The following is a 13,896-nucleotide window of genomic DNA, read 5'->3' as shown; positions in this document are numbered from 1 at the left end:
CTGCCTTACCGCTCCACCCAAAGAAGAAAGAGAGAGAATGTCGAACTTCACCACCACCCAGACCGGCACTCCGGTTGCCAGCGACGAACACTCGCTGAGCCACGGAGCTGACGGCGCGGTTGTCCTCCACGACCGTTACCTGGTTGAGAAGCTTGCCCAGTTCAACCGGGAGCGCATCCCGGAGCGCATCGTGCACGCCAAGGGCGGCGGCGCGTTCGGCGAATTCACCGTCACCGAAGACGTTTCGAAGTACACCCGTGCAGCTGTTTTCCAGCCCGGCACCACCACGGAGACCGTGCAGCGCTTCTCCTCGGTTGCCGGCGAAATGGGCTCCCCTGATACCTGGCGCGACGTCCGCGGATTCGCGCTGCGTTTCTACAGCTCCGAGGGCAACTACGACATCGTCGGCAACAACACCCCGGTGTTCTTCATCCGCGACGGCATCAAGTTCCCGGACTTCATCCACTCGCAGAAGCGCCTCCCGGGTTCCGGCCTGCGCGACGCCGACATGCAGTGGGATTTCTGGACCAACTCCCCCGAGTCCGCACACCAGGTCACGTACCTGATGGGCGACCGCGGCCTGCCGCGCTCCTGGCGTGAAATGCCCGGTTTCGGCTCCCACACCTACCAGTGGATCAACGCCGCGGGCGAGCGCTTCTGGGTCAAGTACCACTTCGTCTCCAACCAGGGCAACGTCGAAATGACCGGTGCCGAGGCTGAGAAGATCGCCGGCGCCGACGCCGACTACTACCGCCGCGACCTCTACGAGAACATCGCTGCCGGCAACTTCCCGTCCTGGGACCTCTTCGTCCAGGTCATGCCGTACGAAGATGCCAAGACCTACCGGTTCAACCCGTTCGACCTGACCAAGGTCTGGCCGCACGCGGACTACCCGCTGATCAAGGTCGGTACGCACACGCTGAACCGCAACCCGGAGAACTTCTTCGCGCAGATCGAGCAGGTTGCCCTGTCTCCCGCGAACCTGGTCCCCGGCATTGCCGCTTCCCCGGACAAGATGCTGATGGCCCGCATCTTCTCCTACCCGGATGCACAGCGCTACCGCGTGGGCACCAACTACAACCAGCTGCCGGTGAACGCACCGAAGGCTCCGGTGAACAACTACTCGCAGGACGGCTACGGCCGCTTCGCGTTCAACTCCCCGGAGACCCCGGTCTACGCCCCGAACACCCTGGGCGGCCCCGTGGCCGACCCGGCACTCGCCGGTGAAGGCACCTGGGAGAACGACGGCGCGCTGGTGCGTTCCGCCGCTACCCTGCACTCCGAGGACAGCGATTTCGGCCAGGCCGGCACGCTGTACCGCGAGGTGTTCGACGACGCCGCCAAGGCCCGTTTCCTGGAAACCATCACCGGTGCCGTCTCCGGTGTGCAGCGCCCGCACATCCGCGAAGCTGCAATCCAGTACTGGACCAACGTTGACGCCGGGCTCGGCGCCAAGCTCCGTGCCAGCCTCGCCGCCGGCGAGACCACGGCCAACGAGCAGGCCGAGTACGTAGGCGTCGCAGAGTAATCTGCTTGCCCCAGCACGGCTAAGCGGCCGGTCCCTTCGGGGGCCGGCCGCTTTTGCGTTCCACGGTGTTCCTTCCCGCTTCCCATCGAGAGGCCAGTTACGGCTCCTTTGAGCGCTGAGAAGAGCCGTAACTGGCCTCTCGATGGGGGGTGGGGCGGGCTAGCGGGAGGGCCAATACCAGATCAGCAGCATGGTCACGAGGAAACCGGTCAGGAAGTTCAGCTTCAGGAACCGCTTCCAGCCGGCGTTGGCTTCCTCTGACTGTTCATCCGGGATGGAGAAGAACGGCAGCAGGTTCACCAGGTACGGCACCGCCAGCAGTGCACCCAAAAGGGCCGGCCAGGGCGTGAACAGCATCAGGACGCCGGCGGCGGCATAGGCCCCGAAGGCCAGCCGCACCACGGTGCGTGCCCCCAGGACGGTGGCGATCGAGGAGATTCCGCCCTCCCGGTCCGGGACCACATCCTGTACTGCGCCAAAGGCCTGGCTCGCCATCCCCCACAGGAAGAAGGCACCCAGTACGGCCCACAGCCCGGGGCTGAACTGGGCTCCCGCCAGCACGAGGGCGTACACGGCCGGAGAGACAAAGTGTGTGCTGGAAGTAATGGAGTCCAGGAAGGGCCGTTCCTTGAACCGCAGGCCGGGAGCGCTGTAGGCAATGACGGCGAAGACGCTCACGGCCAGCACCAGCCAGGACAGCGGGGACCCCATCAGTGCCAGCACTACAAGGAACGGAACGTTGGTGGCCACGGAGGCCCACAGGGTGATCCGGTGGAACCTCCGGTCCAGCAGGGCCCCCTCGACGCCGCCCTTCCGCGGGTTACGCAGGTCAGATTCGTAGTCAAACACATCGTTGATGCCGTACATCGCCAGGTTGTACGGAATGAGGAAGTACAGCGTCCCGATGATCCAGGCCGCGTCAATGCCGCCGGCGGTCAGCATGTAGGCCGCCGCAAACGGATAGGCCGTGTTGACCCAGGACAGCGGCCGCGAGGAGACCAGCAGCATACGCAGCGTGGATCCGGGCGTACGGGTGGCGGGGGCGCTCATCGGGTTTCCTCCGGGACGGTAGTCGGACGCGGGGACAGCAGCTCCCAAAGTGCCGGGAGGAGAAGCACGGCGGCGAGCGGGTAGGCGAAGTCCTCCAGCGGAGCCAGCCCCAGGAACGCACCGGAAATCCGTTCCGGGTTGTAGCCGAAGAGGTCCACCGCAATCATCAGGTTGTCAAAGACCGCAGTCAGCAGCAGCAGGACCGCTGCGGTACCGGCGAGCCGGAGCAGGAAGGTGCGGTTGCTGCGCCCGGCACGACGGCGGCGCAGCAGTGCCGCGGCCAGCACCAGGGCAGCGGGCAGCAGGAAGCAGAGGTTCAGCAGCCAGTACGTCACCGAGTGGCCTCCTGTCCGGAACGGTTCCGCCCGAAGTGCGCCGCTGCCACTTTCAGCAGGCCGAACAGCACCATGGTGAGGTAGCAGAGGAAGGCGAGGAAAAAGGCTTCCTCCAGCGGCAGGTGCGGCGCCAGTTCCACTCCGAGCATGAACTGGGTTTCGCCCCGGTAGAAGATGTCCAGCCCGATGCCGAACAGGTCCCAGACAAGGAAGAACGCCAGACCGGCCGCCAGGAGCACGGCAGCCCGCAGCGGGGCGCCGGAGAAGAACAACAGCTTGAAACGATGGTCCAGCAGCGCCATGCAGCCGATCGAGGCCAGCAGGAACAGCAGGTACAGGGACCCCATCAGCCCTGCCGTTCCGCCGCGGTGCCCGGCTCCGGCAGCGCCTCGGTACCCGTTTCGCCCCGCAGCCGCTTGAGGACGAGTTCCGCGCTGATCAGGCACATGGGCAGCCCAATGCCGGGCAGGGTGGAGCCGCCGGCGTAGAGCAGGTTCGTGACCTTGCGGCTGGCATTGGACCCGCGGAAAAAGGCTGACTGCTTCAGCACGTGCGCCGGCCCCAGCAGGGTTCCGCGCCAGGAATTGAAGTCTGAGTGGAAGTCGCCCGGGCCAACCGTACGGCGGACGGTGACCCGCTCGGCCAGGTCGGGGATGTCCGCCCACGAAGCGATCTGCCCAATGACGGTGTCCGCCAGCTTTTCCAGCCCGGGGTCCCCGGCGCCGTCGGTCCCGCCGGTGCCCAGGCCCGGGTCCGACGGGACCGGGACCAGGACAAACAGGTTCTCCTGGCCTGCCGGTGCGGCGTCGGTGTCGGTGGCGGAGGGCCTGCAGATGTAAAGCGAAGCCGGATCAGGAACTGACGTGTTCTTGCCAAAGATCTTCTCGAAGTTCGCTTTCCAGTCCTTGGTGAAGAGCAGCGTGTGGTGCAGCAGCTGGGGCAGTTCGCCGCGGACACCGAGGTGGAGCAGGATGCCCCCGGGACCCGGGATCCGGGATTTCCAGTACTTTTCCGGGTAGGTCTGCAGGGCCGGCGGAAGCAGGGCGGTTTCGGTGTGGTGCAGGTCCGCGGCAGAGACAACCAGGTCAGCCTCGACCGTGGCGGGGTTGCCGGCGGCATCCCGGTACTCCACGCCCGTTGCGCGCGCACGCCGCCGGCCGTCCGGCTCCGTCCGGATACGCGTGACGTCTGCATTGACTTGGACTTTCACGCCTTCGGATTCGGCGAGGGCCGCGATGACGGTAATCAGCCGGTGGAATCCGCCGCGCGGATAAAGCACACCGTCTTCCAGATCCAGGCGGCTCATCAGGTGGTACATGCTCGGGGTCGTGAACGGGGAGGACCCCAGGAACACGGCCGGGTAGCCCAGGATCTGCCGGATCCGCGGGTCGGTGAACTTACCGGCCACAAAGGAGCTCAGGGGCTGCAGCAGCAGGCGGGCCAGCCGCGGGCCCCGGGAGAGCACGTCGGGGCGCAGCAGCGGAAGGAAGGAAGCGAAGGTGCTGTAGAGGAAGCGCTTCTTCGCCATGTCGTAGACGTCGGCAGCCGAGTCCAGATAGGCGGCCAGCCTGGCACCGGCTCCCGGCTCGAGCGATTCGAACAGGGCAATGTTCTTTTCCCGCGTGGCCTGCACATCCACCGGAGCCCCGTCGCCCTCGAAGTACACCCGGTAGCCGGGGTCCAGCTGCACGAGGTCCAGCTGTTCATCGGCGCTGGTTCCCAGCAGGCGGAAAAAGTGGTCGAAGACTTCGGGCATCAGGTACCACGACGGACCTGTGTCGAACCGGAATCCGTCTGTTTCCCAGCTGCCGGTGCGCCCGCCCACCGTGGCATTCTTCTCCAGGACGGTGACTTCGAGGCCATCGCGGGCCAGCAGTGCCGCTGTCGCCAGGCCGGTAATCCCGCCGCCGATCACGACGGCGGTGCGCGGCTTGGTGGTCTTGTTTCTCATGGCGCCCTTTCGGCGTCGGGTGCGGGGGTCCGGGCCGAAGCGGCCCGGCGCAGGCGGTGGGTCACCACAGCGTCGGCTGCGATCCGCAGCTTCACGGGGTTGGGTACCCGGATCCTGGTGGTGCGAAGCAGGGACGCCGGGGTGCGGCGCAGCCGCCGGGCAAGTTCGGCGAAGAGTTCCTGTGCCAGCGCGACGGCGGCGCGGCACGCGCGCGGCAGCTCGGCAATGGCCGCGCCGGACACCCGCAGGTCCGCCTCGATGTCATCAAGGAGGCGGTGCTTGTCCTTCTCGGTGAAGGCATCCACGGTGACTCCCGGGAAGTAGCTGCGGCCCAGGGCTTCGAAATCCTCGGCAAGGTCGCGGAGGAAGTTCACTTTCTGGAAGGCAGCACCCAAACGCTGTGCTCCTTCACGCAGCCGTTTTTCCTGGTCGTCGGGGAGCTCGATTCCTTCCAGGAAACACTGCAGGCACATCAACCCCACCACTTCGGCGGAGCCGTACACGTAGTCGTCAAAGCTGGCCTGGGTGTGTTCGGCGCGGGTGAGGTCTGCCCGCATGGAGGCGAAGAACGGGGCCGTCAGGTCGGTTCCTATGCCGGTGCGGCGCGCGGTCAGGGCGAAGGCATGGACCACCAGGTTGACGCTGTACCCGGTCCTGATGGCGTTGGCGGTTTCGGCTTCCAGATCGTCAAGCATGCGGCGTATCTCCGCCGGAGGAATGCCCGCCGCCGACGCGACGCCGTCGACGATTTCGTCTGCCAGCCGGACCAGGGCGTACACCGTTTCGATCTGCCGGCGGGTCTGCGGTGGCAGCAGCCGCGAGGCCAGGCCGAACGACGTCGAATAGGCCTTGATCATGACTGCTGCTGTTTCGGCTGCTGCCCGGTTGTAGAGGGGAAGTCCCGTTTCGTGCGGCATGCTCACCGGCCCCGGTTCACGGAGCTGGAGACGATGTCGTCCAGCGCGGCAGCCAGGCCGGCGGGGACGTCACTGCTGGCCAAGTGGCTGCGGGCACTGGAGGCATACTGCGCTGCAAGGTCCTGGGCGTAGTCCTGGGCGCCGCAGTCAACCAGGATCTCGCGGGCACGGTCGGCGTCGCCGGGACGCATGTCCGGCCGGCCGATGAGCCCCGACAGTTCAGCCCAGCAGGGTGTCTGCGCGGCGTAGGCGATCAGGACGGTGCGCTTGCCTTCACGCAGGTCGCCCATGCTGGATTTCCCGGTGGCGCTTTCGTTGCCGAAGACGCCAAGGAGGTCATCGACCACCTGGTAGGCGATTCCGGTGTCGCGGCCGAACCGGCCAAGCGCCGCGACGGCGTCCGCACCGGCACCGGCGAGCACCGCGCCGGCCCGCAGCGGCGCTTCGAAGGAGTACACCGCCGTCTTCAGCCGTTCCATGTCCAGGATCTCGGTGACGGGCGGAGCCCCCGGCGAGAAGGAGAAGTCGACGTCGATCAGCTCTCCGCCGGCGGAGGCAAAGACGGCTTCGTCAAGGATTCCGGCGAGCAGCTCCCTGGTTCCCGGATCCGTAGTCACCGAATCGAGCATCCGGAACGCGCCGGTCAGGGCCAGGTCTCCGGCGATGATGCCGACGGACAGGCCGCGGTGGCGTGCGACCTCCGCGGGTTCTCCGGCCGTTTCGGCCATCCTGCGGTAGACCCCGGAGACGTTGTCCTGTCCGCGGCGGACAAAATCGAGGTCGATGACATCGTCATGGACGATCAGGGCGGTGTGCAGGAGTTCAAAGGCAGCGCCGACCCGTGCCGCAGCTTCAAGGTCCGTTCCGCCCAGCTGGGTGTAGGCCGCCAGGACGATCTGCGGACGCAGCCGCTTGCCGCCGATGGTGGATTTTTCGAGCGTCTCCCAGAGGCTAAGGTAGCTGGAACTGATACGCTCCGCGCGCTCCTTGGCCGCGGCGAAAAACCCGTCCAGGACACGGTCCACCTGCTTTTGGCCAATTCTCTCGTCAAGCAAGTGTTCTGTCTCCATACATAAAGTAAACACGCTCATCGTTAGGGGAAGAAATGCCGCAACGCCGGGAAGAAGTCATTTTGGTAGATAACGGGGGCCAAATGATAGGTACCGCGGACAAGTCGACGGTCCACACGGCAAATACTCCCCTGCACCTTGCCTTCTCGACGCACGTCTACCATCCGGACGGGCGCCTGCTGGTGACGCGCCGGGCGCTGGAAAAGCTGACCTGGCCCGGGGTTTGGACGAACTCCTTCTGCGGCCACCCGGGCCCCGGGGAAGCCACGGAAGACGCGGTGGTGCGCCGGGCTGAACGCGAGCTGGGCCTGCGGCTGCGGGACATCGCAGTCGCCCTTCCGGATTTCCGCTACCGCGCCGTGGATGCCTCCGGCATCGTCGAAAACGAGATCTGCCCGGTGTTCACCGCCGTGGCGGAGGCTGATCCTGTGCCAGCCGCGGATGAGGTCATGGACTGGATCTGGGCCGATCCCGGGCAGCTGGCGGAGTCAGTGCGCCTGACGCCGTGGGCCTTCAGCCCTTGGCTGGTGCTGCAGCTGCCGCTGCTGTACCCCGAAAACGCCTGATCCAGCGCTCCCACGGCGCTTCCTGGCGCCAGTGCACCGCCAGGGTATGGAAGGCACGGCGGAACCTGCGGACCAGGTTAGCCGGCCCGATAACGGCCCGCGGTGCCATGCCGACAACCAGGGAACGGTCCCAGGCGCAGCGGTAATCCAGGCAGAGGTGGGCGGAGAGGCAGACGTCGTCGTGCTGTTCAGCGTCCTTCCGGTGGACCGCTTCCCGAACCGCCCGCCAGGCCGTGGACCGCATCGCCAGGTTGGAGCCGAACAGCGGCCGGCGTGCGAGCGCCAGGCGCATCGCCTGGTAGTACGAACCCAGATAGAGCCAGCTCAGCAGCGGCCCGATCCAGCGCGGAAAACCATAGAACCTTCCGGGCCCGCTGAGGGCGGCGAGCTCCGGATCGGCGGCAAAATGTTCTGCTATCCGCTGAATCCAATCAGGCGGCAGGACACAGTCGGCGTCGCAGCGGGCTATCACCTCGCCGCGGGCGGCGTCGTAACCCGCGGCTGCCGCTGCCGGAATCCCCGGGCGCCGTTCAGAAACAACCCGGGCACCGAATTCAGCCGCCACTTCAGCACTGTTGTCCGTGCTGTCGTTGTCCACCACGACGATTTCCAGCGGCCCCACGGCCTGTTCGGCCAGGGAGGCGAGGCAGCCGCGCAGGGCTTCGGCGTCGTTGAGGCAGGGAATGACAACGCTGACGGCGGGCAGCGGGGCGGGCGCAGGCATGTCTGCGATCCTACGTGCATTCGCGGGCGCCGGTTCCGAACCGGATGCTGTGCCTGCCCGGCTGCCCTCGGATACCGTGGCTTTATGATCGACGCACTCCTCCGCAGACCTGCCAGTGGAGCGGAAGTGGTTTCGGACGCCGTACGGCTCCTGGGAGCGGCCAGCTTGCTGGCCGCTCTGCTGCTGTACGGACCGGTGGAAGCCGCGCTCTTTGCGCTGGTGCTGATGGGGCTTTTGGTATCGCGGTGCCTGCCAGCCGCGCCACTGTTCGATTCGCTGTACGGTCTGACCCTGCTGGTTGCCGCATGGAGCAGCGTGCTGGACCTCTACGCCAGCATCAGCTGGTGGGACCTGGCTGTGCACTTCGCGGCCACCGGAACCATCGCCGTCATGGCCTGGTACCTGCTGGCAGGCTTCGGCGTCGTGACGTGCCGGCCCTCGTCGGGGCGCATCCTGCCCGCCGTCGCCGTTCCCGCCGTCGTCGTCTCCCTCGGCCTGGCACTGAGCGTGTTGTGGGAGTTCGGCGAATGGTGGGGCCACACCTACGTCGATGACACCATCAACGTCGGCTACCAGGACACGATGGGTGACCTGGCAGCCGGCGGCCTGGGCGCGCTGCTCTCCGGTGTCCTCCTGGCGCGGCTCCTGCGCCGGGAACAGGAAACCGCGCCGGGACTAGCTTCCGGCGCGCCGCTTCAGCGCCGATTCCAGCGCTGAAACCAGGGCGTAAAGCACGATCGAGGCGAGGGTGACCACGACGACGCCGGCCCAGACATGGTCATACCGGGCGCGGGAGACCGCGGAAACGATCCCGTAGCCCAGGCCCTGTCCCGTTGCCAGCCATTCGGCCAGCAGCGCACCGGTGAGGGCACCCGGAATCGAGACCCGAAGCGCGGTGAAGAACGCGGGGGCACAGGACGGCAGCGCCACTTTGCGGAACGCATCGAGCCGGCTTCCCCCGTAGACATGCACCACTTCCAGCATGGCCGGGGATGCCGACCGAAGCCCCGCCACGATGGTCACCAGCGCCGGGAACAGCACAACGATCCCGCCCATGGCGGCCACGGCGGCTTCCTGCCGGCCGAAAACCAGGATGATGACCGGTGCCAGTGCCACCAGCGGGACCGAACGCAGCAGCATGGCCATTGGCATCAGCGCCTGTTCCACGCCGCGGAACAGCGTGAAAACGCAGGCCCCGGCGACGGCAGCCACCATACCCGCGCTGAACCCCATCGCGGCGTCCAGCAGGGTCTGTCCCAGCTGGCCCATGACCAGCGCCCGGTTCTCCGCAGCGTCGGAATCCAGGAAGAGGTACCGCCACACATCCAGCGGTCCCTTGCCGATGTAGCTGGAAACACCAAAGACCTCCAGCATGCCCAGCCACAGTCCGGCCACCACCAGCAGGGAGACCGCCAGCCCGCCGAATATCCGCCCGGCCCCGCGTACGGCCGCGCCCATCAGAGGCCTCCTGTCCGGACGCCCGACGCCCACGGCGCCGCGATCCGGGAGGCGAGCCCCAGGAGGGCGTAGGTTCCCCCGGCCAGGACGGCACACGCCAGTGCCACTCCCCAGACCCTGGCTACCTCCAGCGTCTGCTGCGCGTTGACCATGGCCGGGCCCAGTCCCCGGTCCACCCCGCCCACGTATTCGCCCAGGACGGCGCCGAGCAGGGCTGCCGGTGCTGCGATCTTCAGTGCCGCAAACACGGAAGGAACAGCGGCAATGAGCCTGACTTTGAGGAGCTGGTGGATCCGGCGGCCGCCGAAGACAGTCACGACGTCGAGGCAGGCCTTGTCGGCGGCCTTCAGCCCGGCCAGTGCACTCACCATGGTCGTGAAGAAGACGGAAAGCGCTGCCAGCGCGATGGCGGTCCCTGAGGGATCCCCGGTCCGCGGCGGTCCCAGCACAATGAAGATCACCGGTCCTATCGCCACCACCGGAAGGCAGTAGGTGACCACCGCGAGCTGCACGGCGAGGCGTTCAGCCTGCGGGACCAGCAGTACCGCAAAGGCCAGTGCCAGGGCCAGGGCGTTCCCCCAGGCATAGCCTGCACCGGCTTCGGCCAGGGTGACTGACGCATTCCGCCAGTAGAAGCCGAACCCGTCCTCCCCCATCTGGGACAGAACCTGCCATGGGGTCGGGATGGCACCGGGTGCCCCGCCGCCCGGAGAGCCGATCCCCCGCAGGAACGTGGCGGCGCCGGCCCACCAGAGCGCCAGGAGCGCAGCTGAGCCCAGTACGCCAACAGTCCAGGGCGGCAGGGGTGCGCGCCTCAATGTGCCTCCCCGGATCCGAAGAGCAGTTCCGAGGCGTGGTCGTGCAGGGCATGGAACTCCGGGGTGCGCATCATGTCCGGGGTCCGGGGCCGGGGCAGGTCCACGCTGATGACTTCCTTGACCCGCCCGGGGCGCGGGCTCATGACCGCCACCGTGTCGGAGAGGAAGATCGCCTCGGAGATGCCGTGGGTAACCATCAGGGTGGTGGCGGGTTTCTCCGTCCAGATGCGCAGCAGCTCCAGGTTCAGCCGCTGGCGGGTCATGTCATCCAGGGCACCGAAAGGCTCGTCCAGGAGGAGCACCGACGGTTTCAGGACCAGGGCCCGGGCGATCGAGACACGCTGCCGCATTCCGCCGGACAGCTGTGCCGGACGTGCTTTCTCGAATCCTTCCAGCCCCACGAGCCGGATCAGTTCCCGGATGTGGGCATCGTCAGCCGGCCGGCCGGAGACTTCAAGCGGCAGCCGGATGTTGGAGTAGACGCTGCGCCACGGCAGCAGGGCCGAATCCTGGAACGCAATCCCCAGTTCGTGCCCCCGGCGGAGGTCCTGGGGTGTCCTGCCGTCCACCATGACCTCCCCGGTGGTTGGTGTCTCCAGTCCGGCGAGGATGCGCAGGACAGTGGACTTTCCGCAGCCCGAAGGTCCCAGCAGAGAGAGGAAAGAGCCCCGCGCCGTCTCCAGGTTGGTTTCCTCCAGTGCGGTGACGATGTTCCTCCCGGTGCGGAAGGTCTTGCCCAGGTTCTGCAGCTGGATGCCGCTGCCCGGGGCGGATGGTGCGCGCGCCGCCGGGCCCGGCGCGGCGGCATCAGTCGCTGACGGGGTGGCGGGGGCGGCTTCAGCGGCGTGCGCAGCCATCTACTTCAGCTCCGGGTTTTCTTCGTAGACCTCAGCGAGCAGGCTCAGGTCGAACACGTCTTCCTTGGCGAGGTCGTAACCAGCCAGCTTGAGGATGGCCAGGTTCTCCTCAATCAGCTCGTCGCTGATTGTGAACAGACCGTTGGCCTCGGTTTCCTCAGTGACAACCAGCTTGGTGTTCTGCTCCTCGGCCTGCATCTTCTCCTTGGCAAGATCAAGGTTCAGGTCCGCACCGTAAACCTCGACAGCAAGCCGGGCCGACTCGTCCGGATCGGCGACGGCGTCCTTCCAGCCGCGGAGCGTAGCGAGGAGGAATGCCTTGAGCTCATCTCGCCGGGTCTCGATGTTCTCATCCGTGGTCACGAAGCTCTCGGCGATGAAGGGCAGCCCGTTGTCCGCGAAAGGAAGGACAGCGGTCGTGTGCCCGGACAGCTCGAGCGTCAGGACCTCATTGGTGAGGTAGCCGAAGAAGCCGTCCACGTCGCCGTTGATCAGCGGCTGCGGGTCGTACTGCACCGGGACCTTCTCCAGCGAGGCCGGGTCGATCCCGTTGACCTCCATCAACGCGTCGAACAGGGTTTCGTTCACACCGGCCTGGACGCCGATGCGCTTGCCTTCCAGGTCAGCGGGGGCGGTGATGGGGTTGCCGTCCAGCGAGACAATCACGAACGGATTCTTTTGGTATGTGGTGCCGATGATCTTCAGCGGTGCATCTTCCTCGACAATCACCGGTGCCACGCCCATGGGGCTTGAGGTGCCCACCAGGGCTCCGCCGGAGAGGACCATTGTTTCGGACGAAGTTCCGCCCGGCCCGCCGGCAATGAGGTTCACTTCGCTGAAGCCGGCTTCGTCGTAGTACCCGTTGGCGTCGGCGAAGTACTCGCCGGCAAACTCGGCGTTCTTGATCCAGGACAGGTTGAGGTCAAGGGTCCCGTAATCGCCTTCGCCGGCACCGGCTTCTGCCTCGGAGCCTCCGCACGCAGTGACCAGCAGCAGGCTGGACACTGCCGCTGTGGCCGCGAGGATGCGGACAGCCGTGAGACGTTTTTGCAGGCGTGGGGTGATGGTCATGGGTACCGGGCTTTCCGTAGGTGCGGGTGATAACCACTGAGCCTAGGAAGGGATTGTTTCTACGGTCGGCCAGCCGGGTTACGTTGCTGTAAACGGGCGGTTACCCAGAGGGTCCGGGCTTGAAGAACCGCACACACAAAAGGGCCCGCCGCAACACGTTGGCTGCGGCGGGCCCTTAGGCGGGGATGCCGGTTACTTGCTGGTGAACCGGGAATGTTCCTCATGCGCGCGGGCGACCTCGGCGCGGATGTCCTCGATGTCCTTGACCTTGTCGCGGTATTTCTTGTCCATCTGCAGGATCTGCTTCTCCTCTTCGCAGAGGGCACGGTAGATGCGCTCACGCTCGGACTCGTCAGAGGTGTAGGAGAGGTCCAGGTAGTCGACGGCGTGGCGGCGTGCGTTGTTCACGGCAGTCTGCGCCTTGCCCGCGGGGCTGACCAGCGACGCAATGACAGTGACGGCCAGGACGCCGATGATGACGCTCAGCGACAGGCCCGTGCTGATCTCGACGACCGAGACGTGTTCGCCGTTGTTGATGAACCACAGTGTGTTCTCGTGCAGCGCGTGCAGTACCAGCTTCACACCGATGAAGGCAAGGATCGCGGCCAGGCCGTAGGAGAGGTAGATCAGGCGGTCCAGCAGGCCGTCGATCAGGAAGTAGAGCTGGCGCAGCCCCATCAGGGAGAAGGCAGTGGCGGTGAAGACGATGAAGGTGTTCTGCGTCAGGCCGAAGATGGCCGGAATGGAGTCCAGCGCGAAGAGGATGTCCGTTCCGCCGATGGCCACCATCACCAGCAGCATCGGGGTGAGGACCTTCTTGCCGTTCTCGACCGTCATCAGCTTGTCGCCGTCGTAGTGGTCGGTGGTCGGCAGCACGCGCTTGGCAATCCGGATGATGAAGTTGTTCGCTTCATCCTTCTCACTGTCTTCGGGCTTGAGCAGGTTGCCCGCGGTGATCAGCAGGATCAGGCCGAAGAGGTAGAAGACCCAGGAGAAGGAGTTGATCAGGGCCGCGCCCAGGAAGATGAATCCGGTCCGGGCAATCAGGGCGAAGACAATGCCGAAGAGCAGCACCTTCTGCTGGTCCTCCCGGGGCACCCGGAAGGAGGCCATGATGATCAGGAAGACAAAGAGGTTGTCCACGGAGAGGGCCTTCTCCGTGATGTAGCCGGCGAAGTACTCACCGCCCATGGTGACCCCGCCGAAGACCAGCACCAGGATGCCGAAAACAATGGCCAGGCCCACGTAGATGGAGGACCAGACGGCCGCTTCCTTGAGCGTGGGGATATGGGCCTTGCGGATGTGGAAGAAGTAATCGAAGGCCAGTAGGCCGAGGATGACGACGATCGTCACGCCCCAGATGAGGGGGGAAACAGTCATGGAGTCTCTGCTTTCGTAGGGTACGCCAAGGGACCGCAAGTCTCTCCGGCAGTTTGTGGCTGCCCGCTGGTCCCGGCCGGGCGTCGGTGCCCTACGTGTTGACGAGATTCAGCGTGGGTGGATACTCCCCTACGAACGGTCCACTTTACCCGAAGCCCGGGCCCGGCGGCG

The 13,896-nt window shown here is 66.1% G+C and carries 15 protein-coding genes; 3 read left to right on the top strand and 12 right to left on the bottom strand.

Translation table 11 applies throughout. The features are described 5' to 3' along the window. The first annotated feature begins 37 nt into the window (after nucleotides 1-37). Entirely contained in the window at nucleotides 38-1,528 is a 1,491-nt protein-coding gene (locus LOC59_RS02620) for a catalase (protein WP_227894201.1), read from the top strand. A 159-nt stretch (nucleotides 1,529-1,687) separates the two neighbouring features. Here LOC59_RS02620 and LOC59_RS02615 read toward each other — a convergent pair whose 3' ends face one another. From LOC59_RS02615 to LOC59_RS02590, 6 genes are read right to left on the bottom strand one after another with little or no spacing between them, the layout of a single operon-like run. Continuing rightward, nucleotides 1,688-2,578 carry a prenyltransferase gene (locus LOC59_RS02615; protein ID WP_227894200.1) on the bottom strand — a complete coding sequence of 297 codons (891 nt, stop codon included), beginning with the start codon at nucleotides 2,576-2,578 and terminating at the stop codon, nucleotides 1,688-1,690. After that, nucleotides 2,575-2,913: a lycopene cyclase domain-containing protein gene (locus LOC59_RS02610; RefSeq protein WP_227894199.1), complete on the bottom strand. Its 339-nt coding sequence runs from the start codon at nucleotides 2,911-2,913 to the stop codon at nucleotides 2,575-2,577. The genes LOC59_RS02615 and LOC59_RS02610 overlap by 4 nt, the downstream gene beginning before the upstream one ends. Continuing rightward, entirely contained in the window at nucleotides 2,910-3,260 is a 351-nt protein-coding gene (locus LOC59_RS02605) for a lycopene cyclase domain-containing protein (protein WP_227894198.1), read from the bottom strand. The genes LOC59_RS02610 and LOC59_RS02605 overlap by 4 nt, the downstream gene beginning before the upstream one ends. Further along, complete coding sequence (gene crtI / locus LOC59_RS02600; RefSeq protein WP_227894197.1) at nucleotides 3,260-4,864, bottom strand: phytoene desaturase family protein; 1,605 nt, start codon at nucleotides 4,862-4,864, stop codon at nucleotides 3,260-3,262. The genes LOC59_RS02605 and crtI overlap by 1 nt, the downstream gene beginning before the upstream one ends. Then, nucleotides 4,861-5,781: a phytoene/squalene synthase family protein gene (locus tag LOC59_RS02595; protein ID WP_227894196.1), complete on the bottom strand. Its 921-nt coding sequence runs from the start codon at nucleotides 5,779-5,781 to the stop codon at nucleotides 4,861-4,863. Before LOC59_RS02595 ends, crtI begins: the two co-directional genes overlap by 4 nt. 2 nt (nucleotides 5,782-5,783) lie before the next feature. Continuing rightward, nucleotides 5,784-6,851 (bottom strand): polyprenyl synthetase family protein, encoded by a 1,068-nt coding sequence (locus LOC59_RS02590; protein WP_229970515.1) that lies wholly within the window; start codon nucleotides 6,849-6,851, stop codon nucleotides 5,784-5,786. A gap of 35 nt (nucleotides 6,852-6,886) precedes the next feature. Here LOC59_RS02590 and idi point away from each other — a divergent pair, with 35 nt between their 5' ends. Next, the gene (idi, locus tag LOC59_RS02585) at nucleotides 6,887-7,417 is read left to right on the top strand and encodes an isopentenyl-diphosphate Delta-isomerase (RefSeq protein ID WP_227894194.1); all 531 of its coding nucleotides are present in this window, start codon (nucleotides 6,887-6,889) and stop codon (nucleotides 7,415-7,417) included. On the opposite strand, the gene LOC59_RS02580 is transcribed toward idi, so the two are convergent. After that, on the bottom strand, nucleotides 7,365-8,141 hold the full coding sequence (locus LOC59_RS02580; protein ID WP_227915547.1) for a glycosyltransferase family 2 protein: 777 nt from the start codon (nucleotides 8,139-8,141) through the stop codon (nucleotides 7,365-7,367). The two genes, idi and LOC59_RS02580, sit on opposite strands and share 53 nt — an antisense overlap. Before the next feature lie 84 nt (nucleotides 8,142-8,225). On the opposite strand from LOC59_RS02580, the gene LOC59_RS02575 reads away from it, so the two are divergent. Next, nucleotides 8,226-8,858: a hypothetical protein gene (locus LOC59_RS02575; protein ID WP_227915548.1), complete on the top strand. Its 633-nt coding sequence runs from the start codon at nucleotides 8,226-8,228 to the stop codon at nucleotides 8,856-8,858. On the opposite strand, the gene LOC59_RS02570 is transcribed toward LOC59_RS02575, so the two are convergent. The 5 genes from LOC59_RS02570 to LOC59_RS02550 form a co-directional block, all read right to left on the bottom strand. After that, nucleotides 8,817-9,599 carry an ABC transporter permease gene (locus LOC59_RS02570; RefSeq protein ID WP_227894191.1) on the bottom strand — a complete coding sequence of 261 codons (783 nt, stop codon included), beginning with the start codon at nucleotides 9,597-9,599 and terminating at the stop codon, nucleotides 8,817-8,819. The genes LOC59_RS02575 and LOC59_RS02570 overlap by 42 nt on opposite strands. After that, entirely contained in the window at nucleotides 9,599-10,417 is an 819-nt protein-coding gene (locus tag LOC59_RS02565) for an ABC transporter permease (protein WP_229970513.1), read from the bottom strand. Before LOC59_RS02565 ends, LOC59_RS02570 begins: the two co-directional genes overlap by 1 nt. Beyond that, nucleotides 10,414-11,274 carry an ABC transporter ATP-binding protein gene (locus LOC59_RS02560; protein ID WP_227915551.1) on the bottom strand — a complete coding sequence of 287 codons (861 nt, stop codon included), beginning with the start codon at nucleotides 11,272-11,274 and terminating at the stop codon, nucleotides 10,414-10,416. Before LOC59_RS02560 ends, LOC59_RS02565 begins: the two co-directional genes overlap by 4 nt. After that, the gene (locus LOC59_RS02555) at nucleotides 11,275-12,345 is read right to left on the bottom strand and encodes an ABC transporter substrate-binding protein (protein WP_227894188.1); all 1,071 of its coding nucleotides are present in this window, start codon (nucleotides 12,343-12,345) and stop codon (nucleotides 11,275-11,277) included. 192 nt (nucleotides 12,346-12,537) lie between these two features. Continuing rightward, nucleotides 12,538-13,725, bottom strand: coding sequence for a TerC family protein (locus LOC59_RS02550; RefSeq protein WP_227894187.1), 1,188 nt, complete (start codon nucleotides 13,723-13,725; stop codon nucleotides 12,538-12,540). Between the last annotated feature and the right edge of the window lie 171 nt (nucleotides 13,726-13,896).

The organism is Arthrobacter sp. zg-Y916, assembly GCF_020907385.1.
Taxonomy (GTDB): Bacteria; Actinomycetota; Actinomycetes; order Actinomycetales; family Micrococcaceae; genus Arthrobacter_B; species Arthrobacter_B caoxuetaonis.
Note: the sequence above shows the minus strand (reverse complement) of the source record. Positions and strands in the feature narration are given on the sequence as shown.

What these genes read in the sequence shown, in the direction of transcription:
- LOC59_RS02620 (WP_227894201.1), top strand. Translation starts at nt 38, where the DNA reads ATGTCGAACTTCACCACCACCCAGACCGGCACTCCGGTTGCCAGCGAC.
- LOC59_RS02615 (WP_227894200.1), bottom strand. Translation starts at nt 2,578, where the DNA reads ATGAGCGCCCCCGCCACCCGTACGCCCGGATCCACGCTGCGTATGCTG.
- LOC59_RS02605 (WP_227894198.1), bottom strand. Translation starts at nt 3,260, where the DNA reads ATGGGGTCCCTGTACCTGCTGTTCCTGCTGGCCTCGATCGGCTGCATG.
- crtI (WP_227894197.1), bottom strand. Translation starts at nt 4,864, where the DNA reads ATGAGAAACAAGACCACCAAGCCGCGCACCGCCGTCGTGATCGGCGGC.
- LOC59_RS02595 (WP_227894196.1), bottom strand. Translation starts at nt 5,781, where the DNA reads ATGCCGCACGAAACGGGACTTCCCCTCTACAACCGGGCAGCAGCCGAA.
- LOC59_RS02590 (WP_229970515.1), bottom strand. Translation starts at nt 6,851, where the DNA reads ATGGAGACAGAACACTTGCTTGACGAGAGAATTGGCCAAAAGCAGGTG.
- idi (WP_227894194.1), top strand. Translation starts at nt 6,887, where the DNA reads ATGCCGCAACGCCGGGAAGAAGTCATTTTGGTAGATAACGGGGGCCAA.
- LOC59_RS02580 (WP_227915547.1), bottom strand. Translation starts at nt 8,141, where the DNA reads ATGCCTGCGCCCGCCCCGCTGCCCGCCGTCAGCGTTGTCATTCCCTGC.
- LOC59_RS02575 (WP_227915548.1), top strand. Translation starts at nt 8,226, where the DNA reads ATGATCGACGCACTCCTCCGCAGACCTGCCAGTGGAGCGGAAGTGGTT.
- LOC59_RS02570 (WP_227894191.1), bottom strand. Translation starts at nt 9,599, where the DNA reads ATGGGCGCGGCCGTACGCGGGGCCGGGCGGATATTCGGCGGGCTGGCG.
- LOC59_RS02560 (WP_227915551.1), bottom strand. Translation starts at nt 11,274, where the DNA reads ATGGCTGCGCACGCCGCTGAAGCCGCCCCCGCCACCCCGTCAGCGACT.
- LOC59_RS02555 (WP_227894188.1), bottom strand. Translation starts at nt 12,345, where the DNA reads ATGACCATCACCCCACGCCTGCAAAAACGTCTCACGGCTGTCCGCATC.
- LOC59_RS02550 (WP_227894187.1), bottom strand. Translation starts at nt 13,725, where the DNA reads ATGACTGTTTCCCCCCTCATCTGGGGCGTGACGATCGTCGTCATCCTC.